The organism is Frigoribacterium sp. 2355, assembly GCF_054060695.1.
In genome coordinates this window covers 200,593-224,774 of record NZ_JBSSDL010000006.1, presented here as the reverse complement: position 1 = coordinate 224,774, position 24,182 = coordinate 200,593, and the positions used below count along the sequence as shown (strand labels likewise).

The window sequence follows — 24,182 nt, the reverse complement described above, 5'->3', positions numbered from 1 at the left end:
CCCCGGGCCGGGCCACCGGGCCGGGCCACGGGGCCACCGAGCCGGGCCACCGGCCCGCCGTCGCACCGCTGGCTGAACGTCGCACCGCCGATGTGGGCGGTGCGACGTTCAGTGGGCGGTGCGACGCAGCGCGGGCGCGGGCGCGGCTGCGGCCGTCGGGGCGCCAGCCGCCGCAGCCGCCGCAGACGCCGCAGCCGCCTCCGCTCCGGCCCGGACAGCACGCACGGCGACGGGCAGCGTCAACCGGAACACCGCGCCGGGCCGGCCGACCCCGGGAGGCTCGCAGACCAGGTCGCCGCCGTGGGCGCGCGCGAGGCCGCGGGCGATGGGCAGCCCCAGGCCCGCGCCTCCGTCCCCGGACCGTCGGGCCTCGTCCAGCCGCACCAGCCGGTCGAACACCCGCTCGCGGTCGCGCTCGGGCACGCCCGGGCCGTCGTCGGACACGAGCACCGCGACCTCGTCGGCACGCGACGCGTCGAGCCAGATCGTCACCCGCCCCGAGCCCCCCGTCGCCCGAGCGGCGTTGTCGACCAGGTTGCCGACGATCTGCGAGACCCGACCCGCGTCGGCCGCCACCACGACCGGGCCGTCGGGCAGTAGGACGCGCAGGTCGAGCGACGGCCGTCGCAGCCGCTGACGCTCGACGTCGGCGAGCAATGACGCCCCGAGGTCGACGGGTGCGACGTCCAGCGAGATGCCCTGGTCGACGCGGGCCATCAGCAGCATGTCGTCGATCAACCGGGAGGCGCGCTCGGCCTCGCGCACCACGTGCGTCGCCAGCCGCTCGCGTTCGTCGGCCGTGCCGGGCGACCGCACGAGGGTGTCGGCCGCGGCGCGCATCCCGGCGACGGGGGTGCGCAGTTCGTGGGCGGCGTCCGACACGAACGCGCGCACCCGCGTCTCGGCGTCGAGCGCGGCCCGCTCGGCCCCTTCGACGCCGTCGAGCATCTCGTCGAAGGCGACGGCGACCCGGCCGATCTCGGTGTCGCGGCGGGCCGGCCGCAGGCGTCGTCCCCGGTCGCCGTGTGCGATCGACCGGGCGACGCCGGTCATCCGGTCGAGCGGCCGCAGGGTGGCCCGCACCACGAGGGCGAGGCCGATCGCCGCGATCAGCAGGAACGCCACGGAGGCGCCGATCATCACCCAGCGCAGCTGCACCAGGGTCTCGCCCACCGACCGCGAGTCCGTGGTCAGGGTGATCGTCGACCCGTCGCTGAGCTGCGAGACGAGCGTGGTCACCTCGTCGTCGCTCCGCACCTCGGACGAGGTGACCGTGACCGCGTCGGACGAGGAGGTGCCGGTCGCGTCCCCGGCGTCGGTGCCGCCCGGGGAGTCGGTGCCGGCCTCATCGGTACCGTTGCCGGTGCCGTCCGGGCTGCCGGCGCCCGCGCCTCCTGGTCCGTCGTCGAGCCCCGAGGCCGGGCCGCCGCGTCCGGGGCCGTCGCCGAGCGAGGGCGGGCCCTCGCGCAGCTGGTCGGGGCTCGGGCCGGCGACGATGGCGTCGCCGTCGGCGTCGCGGATGACGACCGAGAGCCCCTGGGCCGAGAGCCGGTCGGCGAGCTCGTCGCCGTCCACCGTGCCGACCAGGGCCGCGGCGGCCGCGGCGCGGTCCGACAGCCGGTCGACGACCTGGGCGCGGAGCCGCTGGCCGAGCGTGAGCTCGACCGTCACGGCGAGCGCCGCCAGCAGGACGGCCAGCAGCAGCAGCACGGCGACGACCGTGCGGACGCGCAACGAACCGGTGCGCAGCCCGGGGGCGGCGTCCTCGGGGGCCGGCACCGCGCCTCCTCGGGGGTGGTGTCCCGTCGAGAGCGCGGCGGGACGGCCGGGGCGCCTCACGCGCTCATCCGGTAGCCGAGGCCGCGGACGGTGTGGATCAGGCGGGGGCCGCGGGTCTCCATCTTGCGGCGCAGGGCGCTGAGGTGCACCTCGACGAGGTTGGGGTCGTAGTCGTCGTAGCCCCAGACCTGGGTGAGGATCTGAGTCTTCGAGACGGTGCGTCCGCGGCTCTCGGCGAGGAAGCCGAGCAGGCGGAACTCGGTCGCGGTGAGGTCGAGCGGTTCGCCGCCGCGCGTGATGCGGGCCGCCTCGGGGTCGAGCACGAGGTCGCCGATCTCGATCACCGACGGGATGCGGCCGCGGCGGCGGAGGACGGCCGTGACGCGCGCGATCAGTTCGGCGACGGCGAAGGGCTTGACCACGTAGTCGTCGACGCCCTCGGAGAAACCGCGCAGCCGGTCGTCGACCTCGTCGCGGGCGGTCAGCATGACGACCGCCGCGTCGGACGAGGTGCGGATCGTGCTCGCGAGCCGGATGCCGCTCGCCCCGGGCAGCATCCAGTCGACCACGACGAGGTCGGGCACGAACGCCTTCAGCTGTTCGGACAGGTCGGAGCCGTCCGCGAGACCGTGCACGGCGAAGCCCTCGGCGCCCAGTGCGGTGACGACGGCGGTGCGGATGGTCTCGTCGTCGTCGATCACGAGGACGCGGGCGGGGCTGAGCATCCTCCGAACGGTAGGGCCGGTCGGTGGGCGGAGGCTATGGACGGGCTGGGGGTGCGGTGTGGGTCGCGTGGGCACGGACTGCCACCAGGGGTGGACCGCCGACGGGCTCGGCCTGCCGCTAAGGTCGGCGCATGGGGAGACAGCGCCGACGACGGCAACTCGTCGCGGGCGGCGTCCTGCTGGGGCTGTCGCTGCTCGCGTTCTGGCTCGGAGGGCCGATCTCGGCCCGGTGGCCGTCGGCCTACCTGACCGTGGGGTTGGCGGCGTTCGGGCTCTTCCTGGTCGCCCTGTGGTTGTTCCTCCTCGTCATCGCCGAGCGTGAGGGGCCGCCCTCTGGTGCCCCGACCCTCCCGACCCGTCCGAGTTCCCCGGGCTGGTGGCCGTTCCAGCGGCGGCAGCCTCCGATCCCTCCACGAGAGACCGTCGCAAGCGACACGGACTGGCTCCCTCTCATCTGGCGACCGCGCAGCATCCCCGTACTGCGACGCGTCGATGCCGACGGCGCCCTCGAACTCCTGCTCGCCGACGATCGAGGCGAAGGGCCCATCGGAGGGTCGAGGGAGATCGTCATCGCCCTCTCGACCCAGGACCTGCTGATGATGTCGGCTGTCCTGAACTCCGCCGCCGACTACGCCCTCGCCTCACCGTGGGACTCCGGCTTCTCGCACGACGAGGCCCTCGCGTGGTCGCGTCGCGCAGCCCGCGCCGCTCGCGACGCGCCGGGTCCGCGGTTCGACCCGATTCGGGCCTCTGGTGTCGGAGCACGCCGGATCGGCTGGACGGCCTGGGCCCTCGGGCAGGACGCCCAGGTCGGTGCCCGACGCGATCCGTGGTTCGTCGTGCCCTTCGACCAGCTCCAGGCCGTGACCAACTCGCTCCAGGAAGTGGTCGAGGGGCTCATCGACCTCGACCTCGCCGCCGTCCACCGACTCGGCGGCAGCGGCGAGGGTGGCGGTGAAGACGGGCGCGAGGCGCGCCTTGCAGGCGGCGAGCTGACGCGACGCCTTCGCGACGTCCTGCGGCACGCGCACGAGTCCGACCCGGCACCGGCATTCGGTCCCACCGACACCTGACTCGTCCGTGCCGAACCACCGAGACGGATCGATGCGGGGAGGCGCCGCTGGACCGTCGGTGACCGGGTTCTACGGAAGGGCCGGAGGCACGGTGCGGGCCGGGTCACCGGCGCTGCCGAGGTCGGGGTCGAGGTGGGCGAGGACGAACGGGTCGACGCAGCCCCGGGCGAAACCGCGGATGCGTCGGTCGATGTCGCGCTGCAGGAGGACGGCGCCGATGCGCTCGGCCACGGGCGCCAGCCACGCCGGCTTGCACGAGAAGTTGTAGCGCCAGACGGCCTCGGTCGAGCTCGGGTCGCCGTCGACCTCGCTGAACCGCCATCCCCCGCCCATGCGCGCGAAGAACCACGACCCCTTCGTCATCTTCATGCCGACGTTCGTCGGTGGGTTGTACGAGACGTACTCGCTCTCCATCCGGAACCCGAAACGCTGCACGGTGAACGTCCGGACCCCCTTGGCGGCCCGGGTCGCCCCGCCCACCAGGTACTGCCGTCGGATGAAGGGGTCCCACCGCTTGCGCGCCTCCCCCTGGGTCTGCGACACCGCGAAGGCGACGTGGAGGTCGACAGGAACGACACACCGGGACTCGACGACGGGCATGGGCTCATCGTCGCACCTCCGGACGTCCGGGCGATCACCGGCGTGGAAAGATCAGGACAGACCTGTCGACACCCGACCCCGAGGAGCGACGTGCTCGCACGAGACGTGACCGAGAAGAGATTCACCCCGACCCGCTTCCGCGACGGCTACGCGATGGAGGACGTGGACCCGTTCCTCGAGCGCATCCGGGCCACCCTCGCGGCCTACGAGCAGGGGACCACCGTCGGCCTCCTGGCGGACGTCGACGTCGTGGCCGCCCGGTTCCGACCGACGAGGTTCAGGGAAGGCTACGACCAGGACGAGGTCGACGACTTCCTGGACCAGGTCGTCGTCGAGCTCAGGGGACGCCAGTCGGCCGGGGGTCGCTGACCGCGTCCCGATGACGCGTCAGCCGCGGGCGTGGCGCACGTACGCGACGATCGCGTTGGCGTGCCCGTGGCCCAGGCCGTGTTCGGATTTGAGCCACGACACCACCTGCATGTGCGCGTGCTCGTCGAGACGCTCGTCGACCAGGTCGAGCCACTCCTGGACCGGCCGCCCGTAGGTGCGCTCGATGCTCGGGAAGTACGACGCCGGCCCTTTGACGGTCTGGCCGTCGGCGGGCGGTTCGGGTGCCAGGACGCGTCGCTCGGACATGCCGTGACGGTAGCAGTGTGTGGCGGCGTATCGCGATCGACGTCCACGACCTTCCCGAACGGGGCATGTCGCCGAGCAGGACGCCCCTGGCACTCTAGGTCGGTGCCCGTGTCTGACCCTGCTGCGCCCTCGTCCCCCGCCGACGGGACACTCCCCGTCCGCCGCCTCCCCGTGCCCGTCATCCGCGCGCGCCGCCGAGGACCACATCAGATCGATCTCGTCCTTGCGGTCGGTCAGCGTGACGAACCTCCGTACCTGGCGGGGATCACCCACCTCGCCGAGCATCTACTCATCCGTCTCGCCGGTAGCGACGCCACGTTCAAGGACGGCGAGACAGGCCTGTCGACGGTGGTCTTCAGCACGACGGGCACGGCCTCAGGCTGCCTCGACTTCGCTCGACGCATCAGCGCCGCGATCGCCGAGGTCGATCAGCTGACCGACGACGAGGTCGCTCTGGAACTCTCCATCGTCGAGCGTGAAGACCCCTTGAGATTCCACGAGACGATTCCTTCACTGTCGACCATCAGATGGGGTTTCAGCGGCGCAGGCATGTACGGTGCCGGCTGCTCAACCCTGCCCACCCTCACGAGGGACGACGTCGTGAGCTGGGTCCGGCGGTGGTTCACCGGCGACCACGCCGCCGTCGTTCTGACCGGCCCCTGGGACGACGACGCCGAGCCCGGACTCGAGCTCCCGGGCCCGCCGTCGGATCGCCGACGCCGGCCCGTCGCGCCAACGAGCATCGAGACCCCAGTCGCTGTACCCACCTCCCTCGGTGGGGCGGCGCTCTCGCTCGTCGTGCCGGTCACGATGGCCCCCTCACTCGGCCATGCCGCTGAGCTGGAGTTCTTCCTGCAGCTGCGCCACGACCGAGGCCTGGCTTATCAGGTCGAGGTCATGACCGAACGCATCGACGCCGACACCGTCCAACTGGACGTCGTCGTCGGTGCCGGTACGGATCGTGCCCGCGAAGCCGCCGTGGCCCTGGTCGGCTTGGCGCGACGCCTCGGCCATGAGGGGTTCTCCTCGATCGCGATCGACCGCGCTCGACTCTCAGCCACGTTGACGATGGCCGACGAAGACGCCCGGGTCGAGCTGGACGCCCGGGACGCCGTTCGTTCCCTCTTGCTCGGCGACCCCGCGACCGACGCGGCGGTCGATCTCTCCGAGGCATCACATGTCGACGGCGAAGACCTCCGAACAGCGTGGTCGTCGGCCCTGGCAACGGCGGTCGTGATGGTCGACGAAGACACGGACCTCGGTGACCCCGAGGAGTTCGCGAGGGCGCTCGGCATGCCCTTCGACGATCTGACACCCTCGATCGAGCTGCGAGCATCTGAGGCGACGCGGGCCATGCGAGGGCACCGGACGTGGCGCAATTCGGTCGTACCGATTCTGGCGTCGGACCGGGTAGGCATCGTCGACGACCGCTTGGTCGTGAGGTCCGGCGACCGCGGTTGGGCCGTCGGCCTGGGCGATGTCGCCGTCGCCGTCGCCTCAGACGAGGAAGTCGTCCTGGTGATGGGTGACGGCCGGCGGTTGCGGATCGAGCGGGATGGTTGGTTCCGGGGTGAATCGTTGGTCGCCGCGACGGTCGCGGCCGTCGAGCGGCTCGCTCCAGAGCGACTTCGACGCGTGCCAGCTGCATCGCCGGGGTCTGTGGAAGCCACCGCCCGCACTTAAGCCCCGCTTCAGATTCGGTTCCGAGAGTGGTGTCTGCCGGAGGGAACGCCCCGACCGCCAGCCGCACCGCGGCTCGCCCGGCACCCGACATCTGGAGACACCATGGCGAAGGACACCACCCCCGACGGCCGCGACGACGACCGTCGCGACGAGAACACCCCCACGCAGGACGATGCGCGGGCCGAGCGACTGCGTCGGGAAGACGAGGACCAGGACGCCCGGGCGACGACCGAGCTGCCGACCCGGCCGTCGGGCCAGCCCACGGCCCCGACCACCCCGATCGTCGCGGACGACCAGCGCACCCGCGAACTACCCACGGACGGCAGCGCGTTCCGAGCCGAGTCGACCCCGCGACGGCGCCCGAGGAAGGGCCTGCTCGTCGGCATCGGCATCGCGGCGGCCGGCCTCGCCCTGGTCGGGACCAGCACCGCCGTCGCGGTGTCGAACGCCGGGAGCTCGACCAGCGCCTCCTCGAGCGCGACGCCGGGACGGGACGACGCGACGGACCAGGCCGACGGCTCACGCCAGGGGCCGGGAGAACGAGGCTCCGACGACGCCACCGGTGCACCCACCGACGCGCCGACCCCGCCTGCTGCGGGCGGCGACTCGGACGAGAGCACTCCGGCCGAGGGCACCGGGCCCGACGGCGAGGCCCTGCCGACCCCGGGCGTCGGCCCCGACGGCGAAGCCCTGCCGACCCCCGGCACCGGGCCCGACGGGAAGGCCATGCCGACCCCCGGCACCGGCCCCGACGGGAAGGCCCTGCCCGAGGCACCGGAGGGCGGCCCCGCCGCCGGTGGCCCGATGGCTGGCGGACCGCAGGGTGGCCCGGGCCACGGCCCCGGCGAGAAGGGCGGCCCGAAGACGGACTCCGGCGACACCGAGGACTACTCCGACCGCCCCACCCCGCCGACCGACGCGCCCACCCCTCCCACGGACGCGCCGACGCCCACCCCCGGCACCGACGAGGGCTCGGGCTCGTAGGGCGCCGGCCGCACCGGCCGCCAGGGCGTCGGCCGCTCGAAAGCGTCGGCACCGGTCAGCACAGCAGGCTCCGTCAGAACAGCAGGCTCCGTCAGAACCGCGTGGTGATGCTGCCCTCGACGACGGGTGGCACACCGCGGCGGTCGGCCGAGCCCCGCACCGTGGCGATCTCGTTCCACTTGTCGATCGTGGTGCAGGGGTGCGAGACGCCGAGCCGTACCAGGTCGCCGACCCGCAGCCCGGACGCCGGGTCGAGTCGCAGGAAGGCGTGCTGGTCGTTGAGGGCCGACACGTGCGACCCGTCGAGCACCCCCGGGAGGCGCCGGTCGGCCGCCTGCGGACGCCACGCCTCGAGCGGCACCGGGAACCCCTCGTCGTCCGACGTGTCGCGCCGTCCGACGTTGAGCAGGGCGAGCCCGGGCTCGGGACGGGACACCACGGACGCCCAGAGCTCGAGGGTCGGCAGGAAAGAGGGCTCGGCCGTCGACCCCTCGGCCTGTTCGGCGTCGAACCCCTCGGCCGCGCCGTCGAACCCGGTGAGTTCGCCGTCGGTCGGCCCGCCCATCTCGCGGTCGGCCTGCGACCCCGCCGAACCGTCGCCGACGACGACCGTGACGTCGGCGTCGACGCCGGCCGCGCCTCCTGCGGTCGACGGCACGGCGTGGCGGGTCGACGGCATCGTGTCGCGGGCGAACGGGGTCAGCCGGCGATAGAGGTCGTGGTCGTGGGCGACGTACGAACCCGACCGCAGCACGACGCGCGTGCGCGGCCCCTGCAACCCCGAGGGGTCGTGCCGGTCGCCGAGCACGGCGACGACCCGGTCGAAGTAGACGCTGCCGCCGGCGGTCACCACCACGTCGTGACCGGACGACAGCCACGGGTCGAAGGCCGGCGCACCGATGCCGTCGAGCACCTCGAGGAGCCCCCGCAGGTAGTCGTCGACCACGGCGATGCCGGCCGCGTCGACGTCGTGCGTGAGGGCGCCCTCGTACCCGGCCACCCCGGCCAGGACGAGGTGCGGTGCCGCCGCCACGGCCTCGGCGACGAGCAGCGCCTCGCGCACGGACCGCGCGCCGGTCCGGCCGAGCGGCGACCCGAACTCGACCAGCACGGCGAGCGGACGCTCGCCCTCGGCCCGCGCCAGGGCGGCGTCGACGAGGCGCACCGTCTCGACCGAGTCGACCCACATGAGCACGTCGACGCCGGGCGCGGCGAGCGCCGCAAGGGTCGCGGGCGCGAACGCGGTGCCCGCCAGGACGACGTTCGGCACCCCGGCCTCGCGCGCGACGGCGACCTGGAACGCCGTCGCGAGCGTGATGCCCCACGCGCCGGCCTCGAGCTGCCGGCGCCAGATCTCGGGTGCCATCGTCGTCTTGCCGTGCGGCGCCAGGTCGACCCCGGCCTCGCGACACCAGGCGGCCATGGTCTCGACGTTGTGGGTGAGGGCGTCGAGGTCGATCGTGAGCAACGGGGTCGCGAGGTCGATCAGCGGGACCGGCCGGGGCTCGCGGCCGAAGCCCACCTTGGTGGGGACGGGGGCGGACGGGGTCGAGGACGACGTGGTCATGGTGCCTTCCGACGGGTGCGGTTCGGGGGTGGGCGGAGTGGTGCTGCGGTCAGGCCGTGTGTCGGTACCTGACGGTAGTTTTGCAGCCACCCCCGACGGGCGACACCTCACGTCGGGCCCACCGACCATCCACCAGAGAAGAGCAGACCTGTGAGCGAGAAGACCGAAGTCCGCACCGGCGGCGCCCCCACCCCCATCTCGACCTTCTCGCAGGGCGTGCTCAAGAACGGGTTCCTCAGCGTGTCGGGCCAGGGTCCGCAAGACCCCGCCACGAGCGAGTACCTGCACCCCGGCGACCTGACGTCGCAGACCGTCCGCACGCTCGACAACGTCAAGGCGATCGTCGAGGGCGCCGGCGGGACGTTCGACGACGTCGTGTCGCTGCGCGTGTTCCTCACCACGCGCGACGACTTCGCCGAGATGAACGCCGCGTACGAGACCTACCTGCTGCAGAACGTCCCGAGCGGGGTGTTCCCCACCCGCACGACGGTCTTCGTCGAGCTGCCGAACGAGGCCATGCTCGTCGAGATCGACGCGCTCGCCATCCTCAGCTGACGCGCTGCGGCTCTCCGGGCCTGCGGCCTGCGGCTTGCGGCTCTGCCGCCCTGCCGCTCGTCGACAGCGGGTGAGTTCGTACTTTCCGGGTCGGCACGATCGCCCGCCCACCCCGGACACGCCCGTGTTCGGGGTCGTGCGGCGACCAGGCGGCACCACCGCAGGAGGCGCAGGTCAGTCGGTCGCGCCCGTCACGACCACGATCTTCCGTGACCACGTCGCGTCGGTCAGCTGGGCGAGCATGAAACGCGCCACGTCGGCACGGGTCACGTGGTTGCCTGCCCCCTGGGGCAACCGCTCCCCCGTGGCGAGCGACCCGGTCGCCGGGTCGTCGGTGAGGCGCGTCGGGTAGACGAGCGTCCAGTCGAGTCCGCTCTCGCGCACCTCGGCGTCGGCGACGTCCTTGGCGGCGTAGACCTTGCCGAGCACGGTGTGGAAGAACATCTTCTGGAAGGTGTTCGCGTCGGTCTGACTCTCGCCGACGCCGAACGCCGAACAGACGACGAGTCGGTCGACGCCAGCGTCGTGCATCGCCGACAGCAGGGCCCGCCCGACCTCGACCTCGACCGGGTGCCGCATGTTCCGCGAGCCGATCGCGTTCAGCACGGCGTCCTGGCCGGCGACGGCGGCACGGACGTCCTCGGCCGAGGTCGCGTCCCCGGTGAGCACCCGGACGCCCTCCGTCACGTCGAGGGACGAGGCGTCGCGAACGAGCACCGTCACGTCGTGCCCCGCCGACAGGGCGACCCGCAGGATGTGGGAGCCCGTGCCCCCGGTCGCTCCCAACACCAGAACCTTCATCGCGCCTCCTGTCGTTCATCGAAGCGAACACCGTCCGACCAAGAGCGGGCCGAGAACGCTTGCGCAGGGTCGGGGCAGGTCGGGTCGGAACAGGGTGGGTCGGGTCAGCCGATGCAGGTCGGCCGAGTCGGGGTCACCAGAGGCACGCTCAGCGGAGGCGACGGCCCGCGGCCCAGAGACCGACCAGCCCCGAGGGGCCGAGGCGGGGCGTCGCGTAGGTGGCCCGGTCGGCGTACGCCCCGGGGTCGACCAGCTGGAGGTCGGCGACGGCCCCGGCGGCGATGCCGAGCGCGCCTCCTGCCCGGCCACCACCCACAGCGCCGACCCCGCCGCCGCCGGCGATGCCGCCCGCGCCCCCGCCCGCGCGGGCACCCGTGCCCCCCAGCCCGAACCTCGAGGAGGCGCGGGTCGACATGCGCGCGATCGCCTCGCCCCGCGACAACACGGCCTGCGGCCCCGACCCGGCGTACTCGTCGAGCACGCGCGAGAACGTCCCGTACAGGCGGGGATGCACGGTGCCGGTCTCGCGCGGCAGCCCGTCCGAGCCGACCAGGGTGTGCGGCCACGCCAGGGCCGTCCGCATGCCCTCGAGGTCGGTGTGGAACACGATGACGGTCAAGGCGCCCCGTTCGGCGAGGACGAGGTCGGCGAGCACCTCGCGCGGATCGGCACCGACCGCCTCGGCGATCTCGGCGAGCGGCCGCCCCTCGAAGCCCGTGTGCTCGGGTCGCGTGAACCCCGCCACCGAGATCCGCTCGGGGCCGATCGCGGCGTACTGGTTCTCGAGCGTCGAGCCGGCCCAGGGTTCGAGCAACCCGTCGAGCACCTGCCGCCGCGAGCGCGTGCCGGGTCGGAGCGCCTCGAGCAGGCTCTCGACCCCGTGGTCGGCCGTGGCCGGCGGGAACAGCGACGCGACCGTCGTGCTGCCCGCGTCGTAGGGGTAGACGTCGGCGCTGACGTCGACACCGTCGTCGCGCAGGGCGTCGAGGTGCTCGACGATCGCGGGCATGCCGCCGACGTTCCGCGGCCCGGTCACCTTGAGGTGGCTGACGTGGACGGCGGCCCTGGTCTCGCGCCCCAGCGACGCCAGCTCGTCGATCGAGTCGCGGAGTCCGTCGGCCTCGTTGCGGACGTGGGCGACCAGCAGCTTGCCCCGCACCGCGCACTCCCGGGCCAGCGCGACGAGTTCGGGCCGGTCGGCGGCGTCACCGGGCGCGTACATGAGGCCGAGCGAGACGCCGAGCGCCCCGGCGTCGAGCGCCTCGCCCACCGACGCCGCGATGAGCGACCGCTGGGCGCCGTCGGCCGGTCGGCGGTCGAAGCCGAGCACGCCCGCCCGCAGCGGGGCGTGCGGGACGAGGGTCGCGGCGTGCAGGCCGAACGTCCCGTCGGCGTCGCCCTCGGCCAGCGTCCGCACGTAGTCGGCGAACGTCGCCCATCGTCGCGCAGGGAACCCGCCGAGCACCGGCCGCGAGTAGTCCTCGAGCGATCGGTCCCGCGCGTCGGACGGCGACGGTGCGGCGCCCTGGCCGCAGTTGCCGACGATCGTGGTCGTCACGCCCTGCCCGGTCTTGGGCGCGACCCCTCCCGGGCGGAACAACGCGGCGTCGTCGTGCGCGTGCACGTCGACGAACCCCGGCAGCACGTCGAGTCCGCTCGCGTCGACCACCTCGACCCCGGCCGGCACCCCGGACGAGCAGGCGCGGCGACCGTCGCCCACGGACGCCGCGGCCCCGGGCCCCACGGCCGCGACCACGCCGTCGCGCACGACGACGTCCGCGACGCGACCCGCGCCTCCGGACCCGTCCCAGACCGTCCCGCCCGCGAGCACCAGCGTCGCCACTAGGACGCCGTCGTCACGCTGACGCCGCCGCCGTCACGGGAGCACCGCGGTCGTCGCCAGGACGGGTGCGCTACTCGAAGCGCTGCCACACGGGCTTGTTCGCGTAGGTGTAGCGGTAGTAGTCCGCCAGCTGCAGCAGCGACGCCGCGGCTTCGTCGACGACGATCGTGGCGTGCCGGTGCAACTGCAACGCGCTGCCGGGGCACATCGCGCCGAGCGGCCCCTCGACCATGCCCGCGACCGCCGACGCCTTCGACGACCCCTGCGCCACGAGCACGACCTCGTGCGCGTCGAGGATGGTGCCGAGCCCCTGCGTCAGGCAGTGCGTGGGCACCTGCGACGGGTCGTCGAAGAACCGGGCGTTGTCGGCCCGGGTCTGCGGGGCGAGCGTCTTGATGCGGGTGCGCGACGCGAAGGACGAGGTGGGCTCGTTGAAGCCGATGTGCCCGTTCGCCCCGATGCCGAGGATCTGGATGTCGATGCCGCCCGCGTCGGCGATGGCCCGCTCGTACTCGACGACCGCGGCCTCGACGTCGGACGCCCGCCCGTCGGGCACGTGGACCTTCGACGCGTCCATGCCCAGGGGCACGACGACGTCGCGCTCGATCACCGAGGCGTAGCTCTCGGGGTGCTCGAGCGGGATGCCGACGTACTCGTCGAGCGCGAACCCGGAGGCGCGGCCGAAGTCGAGCTCGCCCGCCGCGACCCGGGCCGCGAGCGACGCGTAGATGCCGGTGGGCGACGACCCGGTCGCGAGGCCCAGCACGGCCTCGGGGTCGCGCTGGACGACGGACGCGATCTTGAGGGCGGCGACACGGCCGACCTCGTCGGCGTCGCGGACGATGACGATCTCCATGGGGCTCCTTGCTGCCGAGGCGTCAGACGATGTTGGCCACGACCGACGCGATGTACGCCTCGCGTTCTTCGCGTGAGGCCGGCCGTCCGGGCACGCCCGGACGCTGCTGCCACGGTAGCGGCCCCGACTCCCGCCGGTACTCGACGCCGAGGGCGTCGAGGCGTCCGAGGTGCACGGCCAGCCGTGTGGAGAAGTCGTCGAAGTCCCGCGGTTCGGTCGTCCACAGCGCCTCGGCGACGGCGCACAACCGGGGGAACGCGAAGAAGTCGACGGTGCGGGGCGAGTCCATGTGCTCGGTCCAGATGTTGGCCTGGCCTCCGAGCACGTGACGGGCCTCGTCCTCGGTGAGCTGCGCGGGCACCGGTTCGAACGCGAACACGTCGGCCAGGGTGAGCGGGATCGACACCGGGATCGGCTCGTCGGGCCCGTCCGACTGCCGGTAGTCGAGGTAGACCTGGTCGTCGGGACACGCCACGACGTCGTAGCCGCGTCGTGCCGCCGTGATCGCGCCGGTCATGCCCCGCCACGACGCGACCGTCGCGCCGGGTGACATCGTGGCGTTCCCCTCGAGGATCTCGTCCCACCCGAAGGTGCGGCGCCCGGCCGCGGTGAGGTGCGCGTCGAGCCGCCCGATGAACCACGCCTGCAGCTCCTCCTCGTCGGCGAGGCCGCGGTCCCGCATGAGCTCCTGCGTGCGCGGGTCGGCCCGCCACTGCGCCTTGGGGCACTCGTCGCCGCCGATGCCGATCCAGGTGCCCGGGAAGAGCTCCATCACCTCGTCGAGCACGTCGGTGTAGAAGTCGACGGTCGTCTGCTCGGTGTTGAGGACGTCCTCGAAGATGCCCCACTGGGTCCCCACGGCGATCTGCCGGGGCGCCGCCACGGGCGTCCCGCCGACCTCGACGGCGCCGACGCCGAGGTGCGGGTACGCCGTGATCGCCGCCATCGAGTGGCCGGGCACGTCGACCTCGGGCACGACCGTGATGTGGCGGGCCGCGGCGTAGGCGACCACCTCGCGGATGTCGTCCTGCGTGTAGAAGCCGCCGTGCGGTCGGCCGTCCTGGGTCGCGTCCGGCCCCGCCCCCACCTGCGACGACCCCCGCCACGCGCCGACCGAGGTCAGGCGCGGGTACTTCGTGATCTCGATGCGCCAGCCCTGGTCCTCGGTGAGGTGCCAGTGCAGCGTGTTGAGCCGGTGCAGGGCCATGAGGTCGACGAACCGCAGGACGTCGCGCTTGGGCAGGAAGTGCCGGGCGACGTCGAGGTGCGTGCCGCGCCAGCCGAAGCGTGGTCGGTCCTCGACGTCGACGGCGGGCACGACCCAGTCGACCCCGGGCACGAGGGCCGTCCGGTACGCGGCCGCGGGCAGCAGCTGTCGCAGCACCTGCGCCCCGTGGAACGCGCCGGCCGCGTCGCCACCGGTGATGCGCACCCCCGCGGGTCGCGCCTCCAGCCGGTAGGCCTCGGCACCGAGCGAGGCGTCCAGGTCGAACGAGATGCCGGTCCCGTCGGCGCTGCCCTCGCGGAGCGGCAGGCCGGTCGCGGGGCGCAGCGCCTGCTGCAGCCAGGCGACGACGCCGGCCAACTCGTCGGGCGCCGAGACGCGCGTCGCGGAGTCGAGCCGGAACGCCCCGGAGGCGCGGGTCAACCGGGCAGGACGCGGCACGATCGCGACCGGTGCGGTCTCGGGGGTCGCGGTGCCGGCCCGCATGGTGGTCGAGGGGGTCGAGGAGTCGGTCGTCACGGGGTCAGCCCTTCACGGCGCCGGCGGACATGCCGGTCACCAGGTTGCGTTGGATGATCATGAAGAAGACGACGACCGGCAGGGAGAACAGCACCGAGGCCGCCATCTGTCCGCCGAAGTCGGTGCCGCTGGTCGGCGTGCTGAACGAGGCCAGCCAGACCGGCAGCGTGTACATCGACTGGTCCTTCATGAACGTGTAGGCCACGAGGTAGTCGTTCCACGCCGCGATGAAGGCGAAGATGCTCGTCGCGATCATGCCGGGCAGCACGAGCGGGAACATGATCCGCGTCAGCACCTGCCAGGTGCTCGCGCCGTCGAGTTGCGCGGCCTCCTCGACCTCGACCGGGATCGCCAGGAAGAACCCGCGCATCACCCAGATCGAGAAGGGCAGCGTCGACGCGACGTACGCCAGGATGAGCCCGCCGTAGGTGCCGAGCAGCCCGAGGCTGTTAAAGATCAGGAACTGCGGGATCAACAGGGCCGTGGCCGGCAGCATCTGGACGATCAGGATGAACACCATGATCGTGCGCCGCCCCCGGAACCGGAACCGCGACAGGGCGGCCGAGGCGAACAGTCCGAGCACGATCGAGAAGACGACGGCCCCGACCACGACGATCACGCTGTTGCGCAGGTTCGTGAAGAAGTCGGACTGCGTCACCGCGACGACGAAGTTGTCGAGGGTCGGGTTCTGCGGCCAGAACAGCGGGGTGGCCGTCATCACCTCGGGGCGTGGCTTGAACGCCGTGTTGACCATCCAGTAGACGGGGAACAGCCACACGAGGCTGAAGACGATCGCGATCGCGTTGCTGACCCAGCGGGGCTTCCGGCGGCGACGGGTCGGGCGGGCGGGCGACGGGCGGCCGGTGCCGTGGCCCGAGCGCGCCTCCTTGCTTCTCTCGTCGCGCGCGACGGTCTCGGTCGTCGTGGTGCCGACGCCGGCGGGTGCGGTCGTGGTCACAGGTCTTCTCCGGATCGGACGAGGTTGCGGACGTAGAACGCGGTCAACACGACGAGCAGCAGGGTGGTGACCACCGAGATGGCGGCACCCTGCCCGATGTCGAAGCCGACGAACGCGGTGACGTAGGTGAAGACGCCGAGGGTCGAGGTGGCGTCGTCGGGGCCGCCGGCCGAGACGAGCCAGATCTGGTTGAAGACGTTGAAGTCCCAGATGATCGACAGGATCGTGATCAGCAGTAGCGTCGGCTTGAGGAAGACCAGGGTGACGGTGCGGTACACGCGCCACTCGCTCGCCCCGTCGAGCCGCGCGGCCTCTTTGTACTCGAGCGGGATCTGCGTCTCGGCGGCGTACATGGTCAGCGCGATGAAGGGCACGGCCTGCCACACGATCAGCAGCCAGATGCTCGTGTAGGCGAGGGCCGCGTCGTTCGACCAGTCGACGTTGGTCATGTCGCCCACCAGGCCGGTCCGGGTCAACAGCCAGTTCACGACGCCGTAGCCGGGCTGGAACAGCCACTTCCAGACGATCGACGACGCCACGTTGGGCATCGCCCAGGCGAGGATCAGCACGACGGTCACCGTGTAGCGCATCGGCGTGCCGAGCCGGGTCAGCAGGTGCGAGACGCCCGTGCCGATCAGGACGCTGCCGCCGACCATCGCGGCCGTGAAGACCAGGGTGCGGACGAGCGACCACCAGAAGTCGGTGTCGGCCAGCAGGGTCGCGTACTGCTGCACGCCGACCGAGTCGTACGCGCCGGTGAAGAGCGAGCGTTGGTCGTAGTCGGTGAACGACGTGAAGACCAGGAACACGATGGGCGCGACGGTCACGGCGAGCAACACGATGCCCGCGGGCGACAGCAGCCAGAGCGGAGCGAGCTGGCGCTTCCCGCCGGGGCGCACCGGGGCCTTCCGTCCGGCCTTCGGGCGCCGGCCGCCCTTCTGGTCGGGTGCCGCGCCGGGCGGGGTCTCGGTGAGACCGGGGGCGATCGAGAGGGCCACGGTTCCTCTTTCGGTTCGAGTCCAGGAGGTGCGGGTCGAGGGGGCGGGAGCGTCGCGCGATCAGGTGGTCGCGTGACGCCCCCGGGGTGCTGCCGAGGGCTCGGTGCTAGTCGTTCAGCGCCTCGTCGGTGGCCTCGTCGAAGGACTTCGCGGCCGCCTCGGGCGACTTCGAGCCCGAGACCACCGAGGAGAAGAGCTGGTTGATGCTCTTGTCGCCCTCGAGGGCCGCCCAGTTCGCGCTGGCGGGGGTGGCCTTCGAGTTGAGCGCGGCATCGAAGAAGCCCTTCTGGATCGGCGTCACCACGCTGCCGGCCGCCTCGATGCCCTCCTCGCTGTTCGGGATCCAGCCGTCGTTGCCCACGACCCACTCGCTCTGGATGTCCGGGCTCGTGGCGATCTTGGTCCACTGCAGGGCCAGGTCGGAGTTCTGGCTCTTGGCCGCGATTCCCCAGTCCGAGCCGCCGAGCATGACCGGCTGCGTCTCGCCCGACTTGCCCGGCATCGGGAACGTTCCGAAGTCGTCGTCGGTCAGGGCGGGGTTGGCCTTCTGGATCAGGTCGATCGAGCCGTTGGTGTGCAGGATCGTCGCCGTCTTGCCGTCCGCGAAGACCTGCGTCTGGTCGGGGGCGTCGGTGTCGAGGGTCTGCGAGGCGGGCGACGAGTAGGCGTTCTGGAACTCGGTGAAGTCGGCCAGTCCCTGCTGCGCCTCGTCGCTCGCCAGGCCCGCCTTCCAGGTGCCGTCGCTCGACGTGGCGATCTCTCCGCCGGCGTCCCAGACGAACTGCATGCCCGCGTACCAGTACTGGCCGGGCAGGTAGAACGCCGAGAAGTCGGACGCCGTGTTCGCGGCCTTCACCTTGTCGAGGTCGGCGGTGAGCTCGTCGTAGGTGGTGGGCGCCTCGGTCACGCCGGCCTCGGCCCACATCGTCTTGTTGTAGATGACGGCGCGGGCACCGGCGAAGCCGGGCACGGCGTAGAGCGAGTCGTCGACGGTCGCGGGCTCCTCGAGACCCGTCAACCAGGTCTGACCCTGCTCGAGGTCGTCGCGGTACGCCGTCAGGTCGAGGAGTGCACCGTTGGCCGCGTAGCTGGCGACCTGCGTGTTGCCGAGGTCGAGCACGTCGGGTGGGGTGCTCGTGGCGAGTGCCGTGCTGATCTTGGTGGTGATGCCATCCCACTGCTGGATCTGGACGTCGACGTCGGCGCCCGTCTGCTTCGTGAACTCCTCGTTGACGGCATCGATGGTCTCGGGCGTGTAGTCGCCCGTCATCACCCAGACCGTCAGGGTCTTGCCGTCACCCTTGGTGGTGGGCACGGCCTGGGGTTCGTCGGACGAGCTGCCGCCCGTGCCCGAGCTCGAGCAGGCGGACAGGGCGAGTGCCGCGGCCAGCCCCAGGGCCCCGACCGCCGTGTAGCGTTGGATTCGCAATTTCATCTCCTCGTTCTCGAAGCGGGGATGCCGCATCGCTGTGGTCCCGGCCCGCGCTCGCACAAGCGTCGGGTCGGGAATGCGGCACGGGCCGAGGCCCTCGCCGCCTCCGGGGGTGGACCCCCGAGGTCTGTGGTGGGGCGGTCGCCCCGGGCGAGCCGGGCACCGGGCGGGTCGACGCCGGGCGGGCCGACGCCGGGCTCACGTCAGCCCCAGTTCGGCCTGCAGCACGAACGACGCGGCGCCTCGCAGGGCGAGGTCGGTGCCGCTGCCCGCGATCCGCATCGTCAGGCCGTTGCTGACGGCGGACAGCGTGCGCTGCCGGACGGTCTCGCGGGCTGCGCGCAGCATCGCGCCCTCGACCAGGTCGGCCGGGCCCGACAGCACGACCTCGTCGATGTTGAGCGCGCTGACGATGGGGGCGAGCACCAGGCCGAGCGCGCGACCGGCCTCGTGGAGGACGGCGCCGCGCGATCCCTCGTCGTGCTGTCGGAGGCGCGCCCTCAGCTGCGGGGCGGCGATGGCCTCCTCGAGGCAGCCGCGTCGACCGCACGCGCACACGTCGCCGTTCTCGTCGACCGTCACGTGCCCGATCTCGCCGGCCGAGAACTGGTCGCCCTCGACGAGCGCACCGGCGACGATCAGTCCGACCCCGACACCGTGGTCGATCGTGACGACGATGAGGCTCTGGCCCGCCGGGGATCGCCCGTCGCCGCTCTGCCCGGCTGCAGCCGGTCCGGTCGCGCCCGGTCCGGTCGCGCCCCGCCCGGTCGCGCCCCGCCCGGTCACGCCCCGCCCGGTCACATCGTTCCCGACCTCTTCGCCGAAGGTGCGGATGCCCATCGCCGCGGCGTTGGAGTCGTTGCCCACGTGGACGGGCAGACCGGTGCGGGCCGACAGTCGGGACCGCAGCGGGAGGTCGTACCAACCGAGGTGGACGGCCGTGCGCACGACGCCGTCGTGGTCGACGATGCCGGGGGTCGCGACGCCGACCCCGAGCAGCCGGCGGGTCGTCCGCGAGGCGAGGTCGTCGACGAGCCGCTCGACCAGGCTCACGGCGGCCTCGCCGACGGCCCCGTCGAGTTCGACCCCGGCGCGCTCGACGACCCCGCCCCGCAGGTCGACGACGGCCCCGACGAAACGCTCGGCACTCGACAGGTCGACCGTGACGATGTGGAAGGCGTCCGACTCGATGCCGACGAGCGTCGCCGGCTTGCCGACCCGCGCGTCGTCACGGACGCCGAGCTCGCGGGCGATGCCGTCGTCGATGAGTTCGGCGACGAGGGCGGAGACGGTGGGGCGCGTCAGACCCGAGCGACGCGCGAGGTCGGCTCGACTCATGGAGCCGTCGCGGTACAGGGCCTGCAGGAGGAGGGACCGGTTGTGGGCGCGGACCGGCGGCTGCTGCTGCCGGGTGATCGTCGTGCTGGTCACGGGCGCGTCCTCTCGTCTCGGCGTCGTCGCCGACCTCGGACCCGGTGAGAGGGCCCGTCGGCAGCGGTGCCGGATGGCGCCGCCGTGGTGGCGTGCCGTTAGTAAATGGGCCTTACAAACACGTGTCAAGGTGCGTGGCGGCGAGTTTACGCACACGAAACACCGGCGGTCAACACCCGAAACACGGCGACCCACGGGCCGCGCCCCCTTGCCGCGACCAGGTTCGTAAGCTTTACTAACAAACATGTCCACGCTCGCCACCGTGTCCGTCGCCGCGCCTCACGGCGCCGTCGGCGGTGCGCCGGCGGGACCGTCCGCAGCCGGGTCGACGGAGTGGCCGTGAGGGTCGGCCTCGACATCGGCGGCACCAAGATCGACGCGGTCGTCGTCGACGGGTCCGGAGCCCCCGTCCATCGCCTCCGCCTGCCCACGGGGTTCGGCCCCGATGCCGTGCTGACGAACGCGGCCACGGCGGTCGCCTCGTTGGCGGACCGCTCCGGCGTCGCCGTCGAGGCCTTCGAGTCGGTCGGCGTCGGCATCCCCGGCCTCGTCGACGGCACGACGGGTCGCGTGCGGCACGCCGTGAACATCGGCTTCGACGACGTCGCCGTGGGGCCGACGCTGAGCGCCCGGCTCGGGGTCCCGGTCCGGGTCGAGAACGACGTCAACGCGGCCGCGCTCGGCGCGTACCTCGCCATGTCGCTGTCGGGGTCCGTCGGCTACCTCAACCTCGGCACCGGCCTCGCTGCGGGCCTCGTCGTCGACGGCGAACTCTGGCGCGGCTCGCGGGGCGTCTCGGGCGAGATCGGTCACGTCCCCGTCGACCCCGGGGGCGAGCTCTGCCCCTGCGGGCAGCGCGGCTGCCTCGAGACCGTCGCGGCCGGCGCCGCGGTGTCCCGTCACTGGCCGACCGAGGGGGCGTACCCGGCCGTGGCGCTGTTCGCGGCGGCCGACGCCGGCGACCCCGAGGCCGTCCGCGTGCGTGCCGACCTCGCGGCAGGGGTGGCGGCCGCGGTGCGCCTCCTCGTCCTGACGACCGACGTGGACTCCGTCGTGATCGGCGGCGGGCTCAGCAACCTGGGTCGCCCCCTGCTCGACGACGTCGCCGGGGTGCTCGACCGGTGGGCGGCGGGGTCGCCGTTCCTCGCCTCGCTCGAGCTGTCGTCGCGCATCGAGCTGCTGCCGCCGGGGTTCCCGGTGGCGGCCGTCGGTGCCGCGACGATCGGCGCCCGCGGACCCGCGACGGCCGTCGCCGCCGCCCTCTGACCGCCACCACGGCCCTGCCCGCCACGCCGCCGCAGCGCCGTACCGCCGCAGCGCCGCAGCGCCGCACGGCCACGAGATGGTGACAGCTCCAGGAGAGAACCTGGCGCTGTGACCATCTCGCGGTGCAGTGCCCGCAGGTGCTGCGCTACGCCCGGGCCACCCGCAGCGTCACGATCTCGAACGGGCGCAGCGTCAACTCGACCGCGGAGCCCGACGCCCACCGACCGGCCCCGGCCGTGCCCGACGCCAACTCGCGCTCGATGAGGTCGGTGCGCCACGCCTCGCCGAACCCGCTGTCGGCGTCGACCGTGACGGTGGTGGCCGCCCGAGCACCGCGAGCCTCGTAGAGCCGCACGATCAGGTCGCCTGACCGGTCCTCGGCCAGCTTGACCGCCTCGACCAGCACGGCCGGCGACGACGACGACACCAGCGGAGCGACCCTGGCGCCCGACGACCCCTCGACCCGTCGGACGGGCAGGTTCATGCGGTAGCCCGCGGTCGCGGCGTCGAGCACGTCGGGCGCGACCCGCACGGACGAGCGCAGCACGTGCCGCCCCTGGTCGGCGTGCGGGTCGGGGAACGTCGGTGCCCGCAGCAGCGACTGGCGCACGAGCGTCGTCGTGCCGCCGTCGCCGCCCTCGGCCGTGTCGCGGGTGCTCCGCGTGATGTCGTGGCCGTACGTCGCATCGTTCGCCACGGCCACGCCGAAGCCGGGCTCGGCGACGTGCACCCAGCGGTGCGCGACGGTCTCGAACCGGGCGAAGTCCCACGACGTGTTCTGGTGGGTCGGGCGCTGCACGTGACCGAACTGCACCTCGGAGGCCGCCCGGTCGGCGTGCACGTCGAGCGGGAACGCCAGCTTGAGCAGCTTCTGCCGTTCGTGCCAGTCGACCTCGGTCTGCACGTGCAGTTCGCCCTCGTCGTCGTCGAGCCACCAGCGCTGCACGATGGTCGAGTCGCCGATGCGGCGGGTGACGACGAGCGCGCCGCCGTCGACGACGACCGACTCGGCCTCGACCAGGTCGGTGCGGACGTTCTTGTACGCCTGGTCGACGTCCCAGGCGTCCCACTGGTTGGGGGTGTCGCGGAAGAGCTGCAGCAGCCCGAGCCGTGCGCCCGGGGCGACGAGGTCGCGTCCCGACGTGGCGTCGACGAGCGAGGCGACCAGGCCGTCACCGTCGAACACCGCACGCACGAACCCGTTGTCGAGCACCCAGCCGCCGTCGGAGGCGACCGGTCCCACCGACCCGACCCCCGCCTCCTGGGCCCGGCCCGCGGCCGACCCGGCCGCGGCGTCGACCCCGGCCGACGGGACCGGCCCGGCGTTGAACGTGGTCGTCGCCGACCCCGTCCCCGCCAGCGCCCGCTGGGCCGAACCGATGACCGCCTCGAGCTGCTCGGCGACCCGCGCGTAGTGCCGCTCGGCCTCATGGTGCACCCACGCGATCGACGACCCGGGCAGGATGTCGTGGAACTGCTGGAGCAGCACGACGTGCCAGATCTCTTCGAGCTCGTCGTAGGGGTAGTCGAGCAGGCCGCGTGCGGTCGCCGTGGCGCTCCACAGCTCGGCCTCGCGCAGCAGGTGTTCGCTGCGACGGTTGCCCTGCTTGGTGCGGGCCTGCGACGTGTAGGTGCCGCGGTGGAACTCGAGGTACATCTCGCCCGACCACACGGCCGGGTCGGCCAGCTCGGCCCGTGCCTGCGCGAAGAAGGAGGCGGGGGTGCCGACGGTCACGCGGGGCGAGCCCTCGAGGTCGCCGGCCCGGCGCGCGGCCGCCATCATCTCGCGGGTCGGGCCGCCGCCGCCGTCACCCCAGCCGAACGGGACGATCGAGACGTTCGAGAACCCCTTCTCGGCGTAGCCGCTCTCGGCGTGGGCGAGCTCGGCCGGCGAGAGGTCGGAGTTGTACGTGTCGACGGGCGGGAAGTGCGTGAAGACGCGGCTGCCGTCGATCCCCTCCCAGAGGAACGTGTGGTGCGGCATGCGGTTGGTCTCGTTCCAGGACTCCTTCTGGGTGAAGAACGAGCTGGCGCCGGCCGCTCGGGCGATCTGAGGCATCGCCCCGGTGTAGCCGAACGAGTCGGGCAGCCACACCTCGTCGTTGTCGATGCCGAACTCCCGGAGGAAGAATCCCTTGCCCGCGACGAACTGCCGGGCGAGGGCCTCGCCGCCGGGCATGTTCGTGTCGGACTCGACCCACATGCCGCCGACGGGCACGAACCGCCCCTCGGCGACCTTCTCGCGCACCCGCGCGTAGAGCTCGGGGTAGCGCTCCTTCAGCCAGGCGTACTGCTGCGCGCTCGACGCGGCGAAGACGAACTCGGGGTCGTCGTCCATCAGGGCGACGACGTTCGAGAAGGTGCGGGCGACCTTGCGCTGGGTCTCGCGGACGGGCCAGAGCCAGGCCGAGTCGATGTGCGCGTGGCCGGTCGCGACGACCCGGTGCGCGCTCGCGTTCGCCGGTGCCGCGAGCACGTCGGCGAGCGCGGCACGCCCGGCTGCCGCGGTCCCCGCGACGTCCGCGTGGTCGACGACGTCGCACATCCGGTCGAGCGCCCGCAGGATCTCGTGCCGTCGCGGCGACGTGAGCGCGAGGGTGCGCATCAGCCCGACGAGGGTCCAGACGTCGCGGTCGAGTTCGGCGACCACCTCGTCGCGTTCGGCGAGCACGATGCTGCGCAGGGCGTAGATCGGGGCGACGCCCGCGGTCTCGGGGTCGCCGAGCGGTGTCTCGCCGTGGAAGTCGTCGCCACCGATGTCGGGGTTCGACGCGGCCTCGACGTAGACGTCGATCGTGCTGCCCGGGGTGACGCCCGCGCCGATCGCCGTCAGCGGCACGTAGCCGTTGTACGGCTCGATGGCCTTGACGATCGTGCCGTCGGGTCGCCAGACGAGGCCCTCGGCCTGGAACCCGGGCTGCCTGATGCTGAAGCCCAGGTCGACGACGAGTTCGAGGGCGGTCGCCGGGTCGGTGCCGAGGTCGTCGGGGACCGTCCCCGTGACGTGGAACCACGTGGTGCCCCACGGCCTGCTCCACGGCGAGCCGACGACGAACGGCTCGAACGTCTGCGAGACGGCCTCGGCGAAGGGGACCGGCTCACCCGGCGCCTCCCAGGCCGTGATCGTCAGCGGGACGGCCCGGCGGTAGACCGCCGGGGTGATGCGGTCGCGGACGAAGCGGTCGATGCGGGCCTCGACGAGGACGGTGTTGTCGTGCATGGGATCAGTCTCCTGACGGGCGCGCCGGGGC

The 24,182-nt window shown here is 72.9% G+C and carries 19 protein-coding genes and 2 pseudogenes; 7 read left to right on the top strand and 14 right to left on the bottom strand.

Annotated features, from left to right (window positions below; genetic code table 11):
• Nucleotides 1–108: 108 nt before the first annotated feature.
• Entirely contained in the window at nt 109–1,839 is a 1,731-nt protein-coding gene (locus ACVJ1F_RS09910; protein WP_456885870.1) for a sensor histidine kinase, read from the bottom strand.
• On the bottom strand, nt 1,836–2,504 hold the full coding sequence (locus ACVJ1F_RS09905; RefSeq protein ID WP_456885868.1) for a response regulator transcription factor: 669 nt from the start codon (nt 2,502–2,504) through the stop codon (nt 1,836–1,838). Before ACVJ1F_RS09905 ends, ACVJ1F_RS09910 begins: the two co-directional genes overlap by 4 nt.
• 131 nt (nt 2,505–2,635) lie before the next feature.
• Here ACVJ1F_RS09905 and ACVJ1F_RS09900 point away from each other — a divergent pair, with 131 nt between their 5' ends.
• Nucleotides 2,636–3,577 (top strand): hypothetical protein, encoded by a 942-nt coding sequence (locus ACVJ1F_RS09900; protein ID WP_456885866.1) that lies wholly within the window; start codon nt 2,636–2,638, stop codon nt 3,575–3,577.
• A gap of 69 nt (nt 3,578–3,646) precedes the next feature.
• On the opposite strand, the gene ACVJ1F_RS09895 is transcribed toward ACVJ1F_RS09900, so the two are convergent.
• Nucleotides 3,647–4,177 carry an SRPBCC family protein gene (locus ACVJ1F_RS09895; RefSeq protein ID WP_456885864.1) on the bottom strand — a complete coding sequence of 177 codons (531 nt, stop codon included), beginning with the start codon at nt 4,175–4,177 and terminating at the stop codon, nt 3,647–3,649.
• Here ACVJ1F_RS09895 and ACVJ1F_RS09890 point away from each other — a divergent pair.
• Nucleotides 4,133–4,363: pseudogene (locus ACVJ1F_RS09890) on the top strand (DivIVA domain-containing protein); the annotation flags it as partial. The gene ACVJ1F_RS09895 and the pseudogene ACVJ1F_RS09890 sit on opposite strands and share 45 nt — an antisense overlap.
• 45 nt (nt 4,364–4,408) lie before the next feature.
• Nucleotides 4,409–4,519 (top strand): annotated as a pseudogene (locus tag ACVJ1F_RS09885) (DivIVA domain-containing protein); the annotation flags it as partial.
• 45 nt (nt 4,520–4,564) lie between these two features.
• Here the strand turns inward: ACVJ1F_RS09885 and ACVJ1F_RS09880 are convergent.
• Complete coding sequence (locus ACVJ1F_RS09880; protein ID WP_277959935.1) at nt 4,565–4,813, bottom strand: DUF4287 domain-containing protein; 249 nt, start codon at nt 4,811–4,813, stop codon at nt 4,565–4,567.
• A 171-nt stretch (nt 4,814–4,984) separates the two neighbouring features.
• Between ACVJ1F_RS09880 and ACVJ1F_RS09875 the strand changes: the two genes are divergently transcribed.
• Together ACVJ1F_RS09875 and ACVJ1F_RS09870 are read left to right on the top strand one after the other, a co-directional pair.
• Nucleotides 4,985–6,496, top strand: coding sequence for a hypothetical protein (locus ACVJ1F_RS09875; protein WP_456885861.1), 1,512 nt, complete (start codon nt 4,985–4,987; stop codon nt 6,494–6,496).
• A gap of 102 nt (nt 6,497–6,598) precedes the next feature.
• Nucleotides 6,599–7,480 (top strand): hypothetical protein, encoded by an 882-nt coding sequence (locus ACVJ1F_RS09870; RefSeq protein WP_456885860.1) that lies wholly within the window; start codon nt 6,599–6,601, stop codon nt 7,478–7,480.
• Between the two features lie 91 nt (nt 7,481–7,571).
• Here ACVJ1F_RS09870 and ACVJ1F_RS09865 read toward each other — a convergent pair whose 3' ends face one another.
• A complete protein-coding gene (locus tag ACVJ1F_RS09865) occupies nt 7,572–9,047 on the bottom strand; it encodes an alanine racemase (RefSeq protein ID WP_456885858.1) in 1,476 nt (491 codons plus the stop codon).
• A gap of 150 nt (nt 9,048–9,197) precedes the next feature.
• Here ACVJ1F_RS09865 and ACVJ1F_RS09860 point away from each other — a divergent pair, with 150 nt between their 5' ends.
• On the top strand, nt 9,198–9,602 hold the full coding sequence (locus ACVJ1F_RS09860) for a RidA family protein (protein WP_056043363.1): 405 nt from the start codon (nt 9,198–9,200) through the stop codon (nt 9,600–9,602).
• 174 nt (nt 9,603–9,776) lie between these two features.
• Here the strand turns inward: ACVJ1F_RS09860 and ACVJ1F_RS09855 are convergent, their stop codons facing one another.
• From ACVJ1F_RS09855 to ACVJ1F_RS09820, 8 genes are all read right to left on the bottom strand, one after another.
• Nucleotides 9,777–10,403, bottom strand: coding sequence for an NAD(P)-dependent oxidoreductase (locus ACVJ1F_RS09855; RefSeq protein WP_456885855.1), 627 nt, complete (start codon nt 10,401–10,403; stop codon nt 9,777–9,779).
• A 148-nt stretch (nt 10,404–10,551) separates the two neighbouring features.
• Nucleotides 10,552–12,246 (bottom strand): N-acyl-D-amino-acid deacylase family protein, encoded by a 1,695-nt coding sequence (locus tag ACVJ1F_RS09850; RefSeq protein ID WP_456885853.1) that lies wholly within the window; start codon nt 12,244–12,246, stop codon nt 10,552–10,554.
• 70 nt (nt 12,247–12,316) lie between these two features.
• Nucleotides 12,317–13,102, bottom strand: coding sequence for a glucosamine-6-phosphate deaminase (gene nagB, locus ACVJ1F_RS09845; RefSeq protein WP_056043373.1), 786 nt, complete (start codon nt 13,100–13,102; stop codon nt 12,317–12,319).
• Nucleotides 13,103–13,124: 22 nt separating this feature from the next.
• Complete coding sequence (locus tag ACVJ1F_RS09840; protein ID WP_456885851.1) at nt 13,125–14,846, bottom strand: beta-N-acetylhexosaminidase; 1,722 nt, start codon at nt 14,844–14,846, stop codon at nt 13,125–13,127.
• 4 nt (nt 14,847–14,850) lie between these two features.
• Nucleotides 14,851–15,804 carry a carbohydrate ABC transporter permease gene (locus tag ACVJ1F_RS09835; RefSeq protein WP_199736328.1) on the bottom strand — a complete coding sequence of 318 codons (954 nt, stop codon included), beginning with the start codon at nt 15,802–15,804 and terminating at the stop codon, nt 14,851–14,853.
• On the bottom strand, nt 15,801–16,802 hold the full coding sequence (locus tag ACVJ1F_RS09830; RefSeq protein ID WP_200412434.1) for a carbohydrate ABC transporter permease: 1,002 nt from the start codon (nt 16,800–16,802) through the stop codon (nt 15,801–15,803). Before ACVJ1F_RS09830 ends, ACVJ1F_RS09835 begins: the two co-directional genes overlap by 4 nt.
• Nucleotides 16,803–16,908: 106 nt before the next feature.
• Nucleotides 16,909–18,231, bottom strand: coding sequence for an extracellular solute-binding protein (locus ACVJ1F_RS09825; RefSeq protein WP_456885848.1), 1,323 nt, complete (start codon nt 18,229–18,231; stop codon nt 16,909–16,911).
• 201 nt (nt 18,232–18,432) lie between these two features.
• Entirely contained in the window at nt 18,433–19,665 is a 1,233-nt protein-coding gene (locus ACVJ1F_RS09820) for an ROK family protein (RefSeq protein ID WP_456885846.1), read from the bottom strand.
• A gap of 339 nt (nt 19,666–20,004) precedes the next feature.
• On the opposite strand from ACVJ1F_RS09820, the gene ACVJ1F_RS09815 reads away from it, so the two are divergent.
• A complete protein-coding gene (locus ACVJ1F_RS09815; RefSeq protein WP_159825065.1) occupies nt 20,005–20,931 on the top strand; it encodes an ROK family protein in 927 nt (308 codons plus the stop codon).
• Nucleotides 20,932–21,076: 145 nt separating this feature from the next.
• Here the strand turns inward: ACVJ1F_RS09815 and ACVJ1F_RS09810 are convergent, their stop codons facing one another.
• Nucleotides 21,077–24,151: an alpha-mannosidase gene (locus tag ACVJ1F_RS09810; protein WP_456885844.1), complete on the bottom strand. Its 3,075-nt coding sequence runs from the start codon at nt 24,149–24,151 to the stop codon at nt 21,077–21,079.
• Nucleotides 24,152–24,182 lie beyond the last annotated feature (31 nt).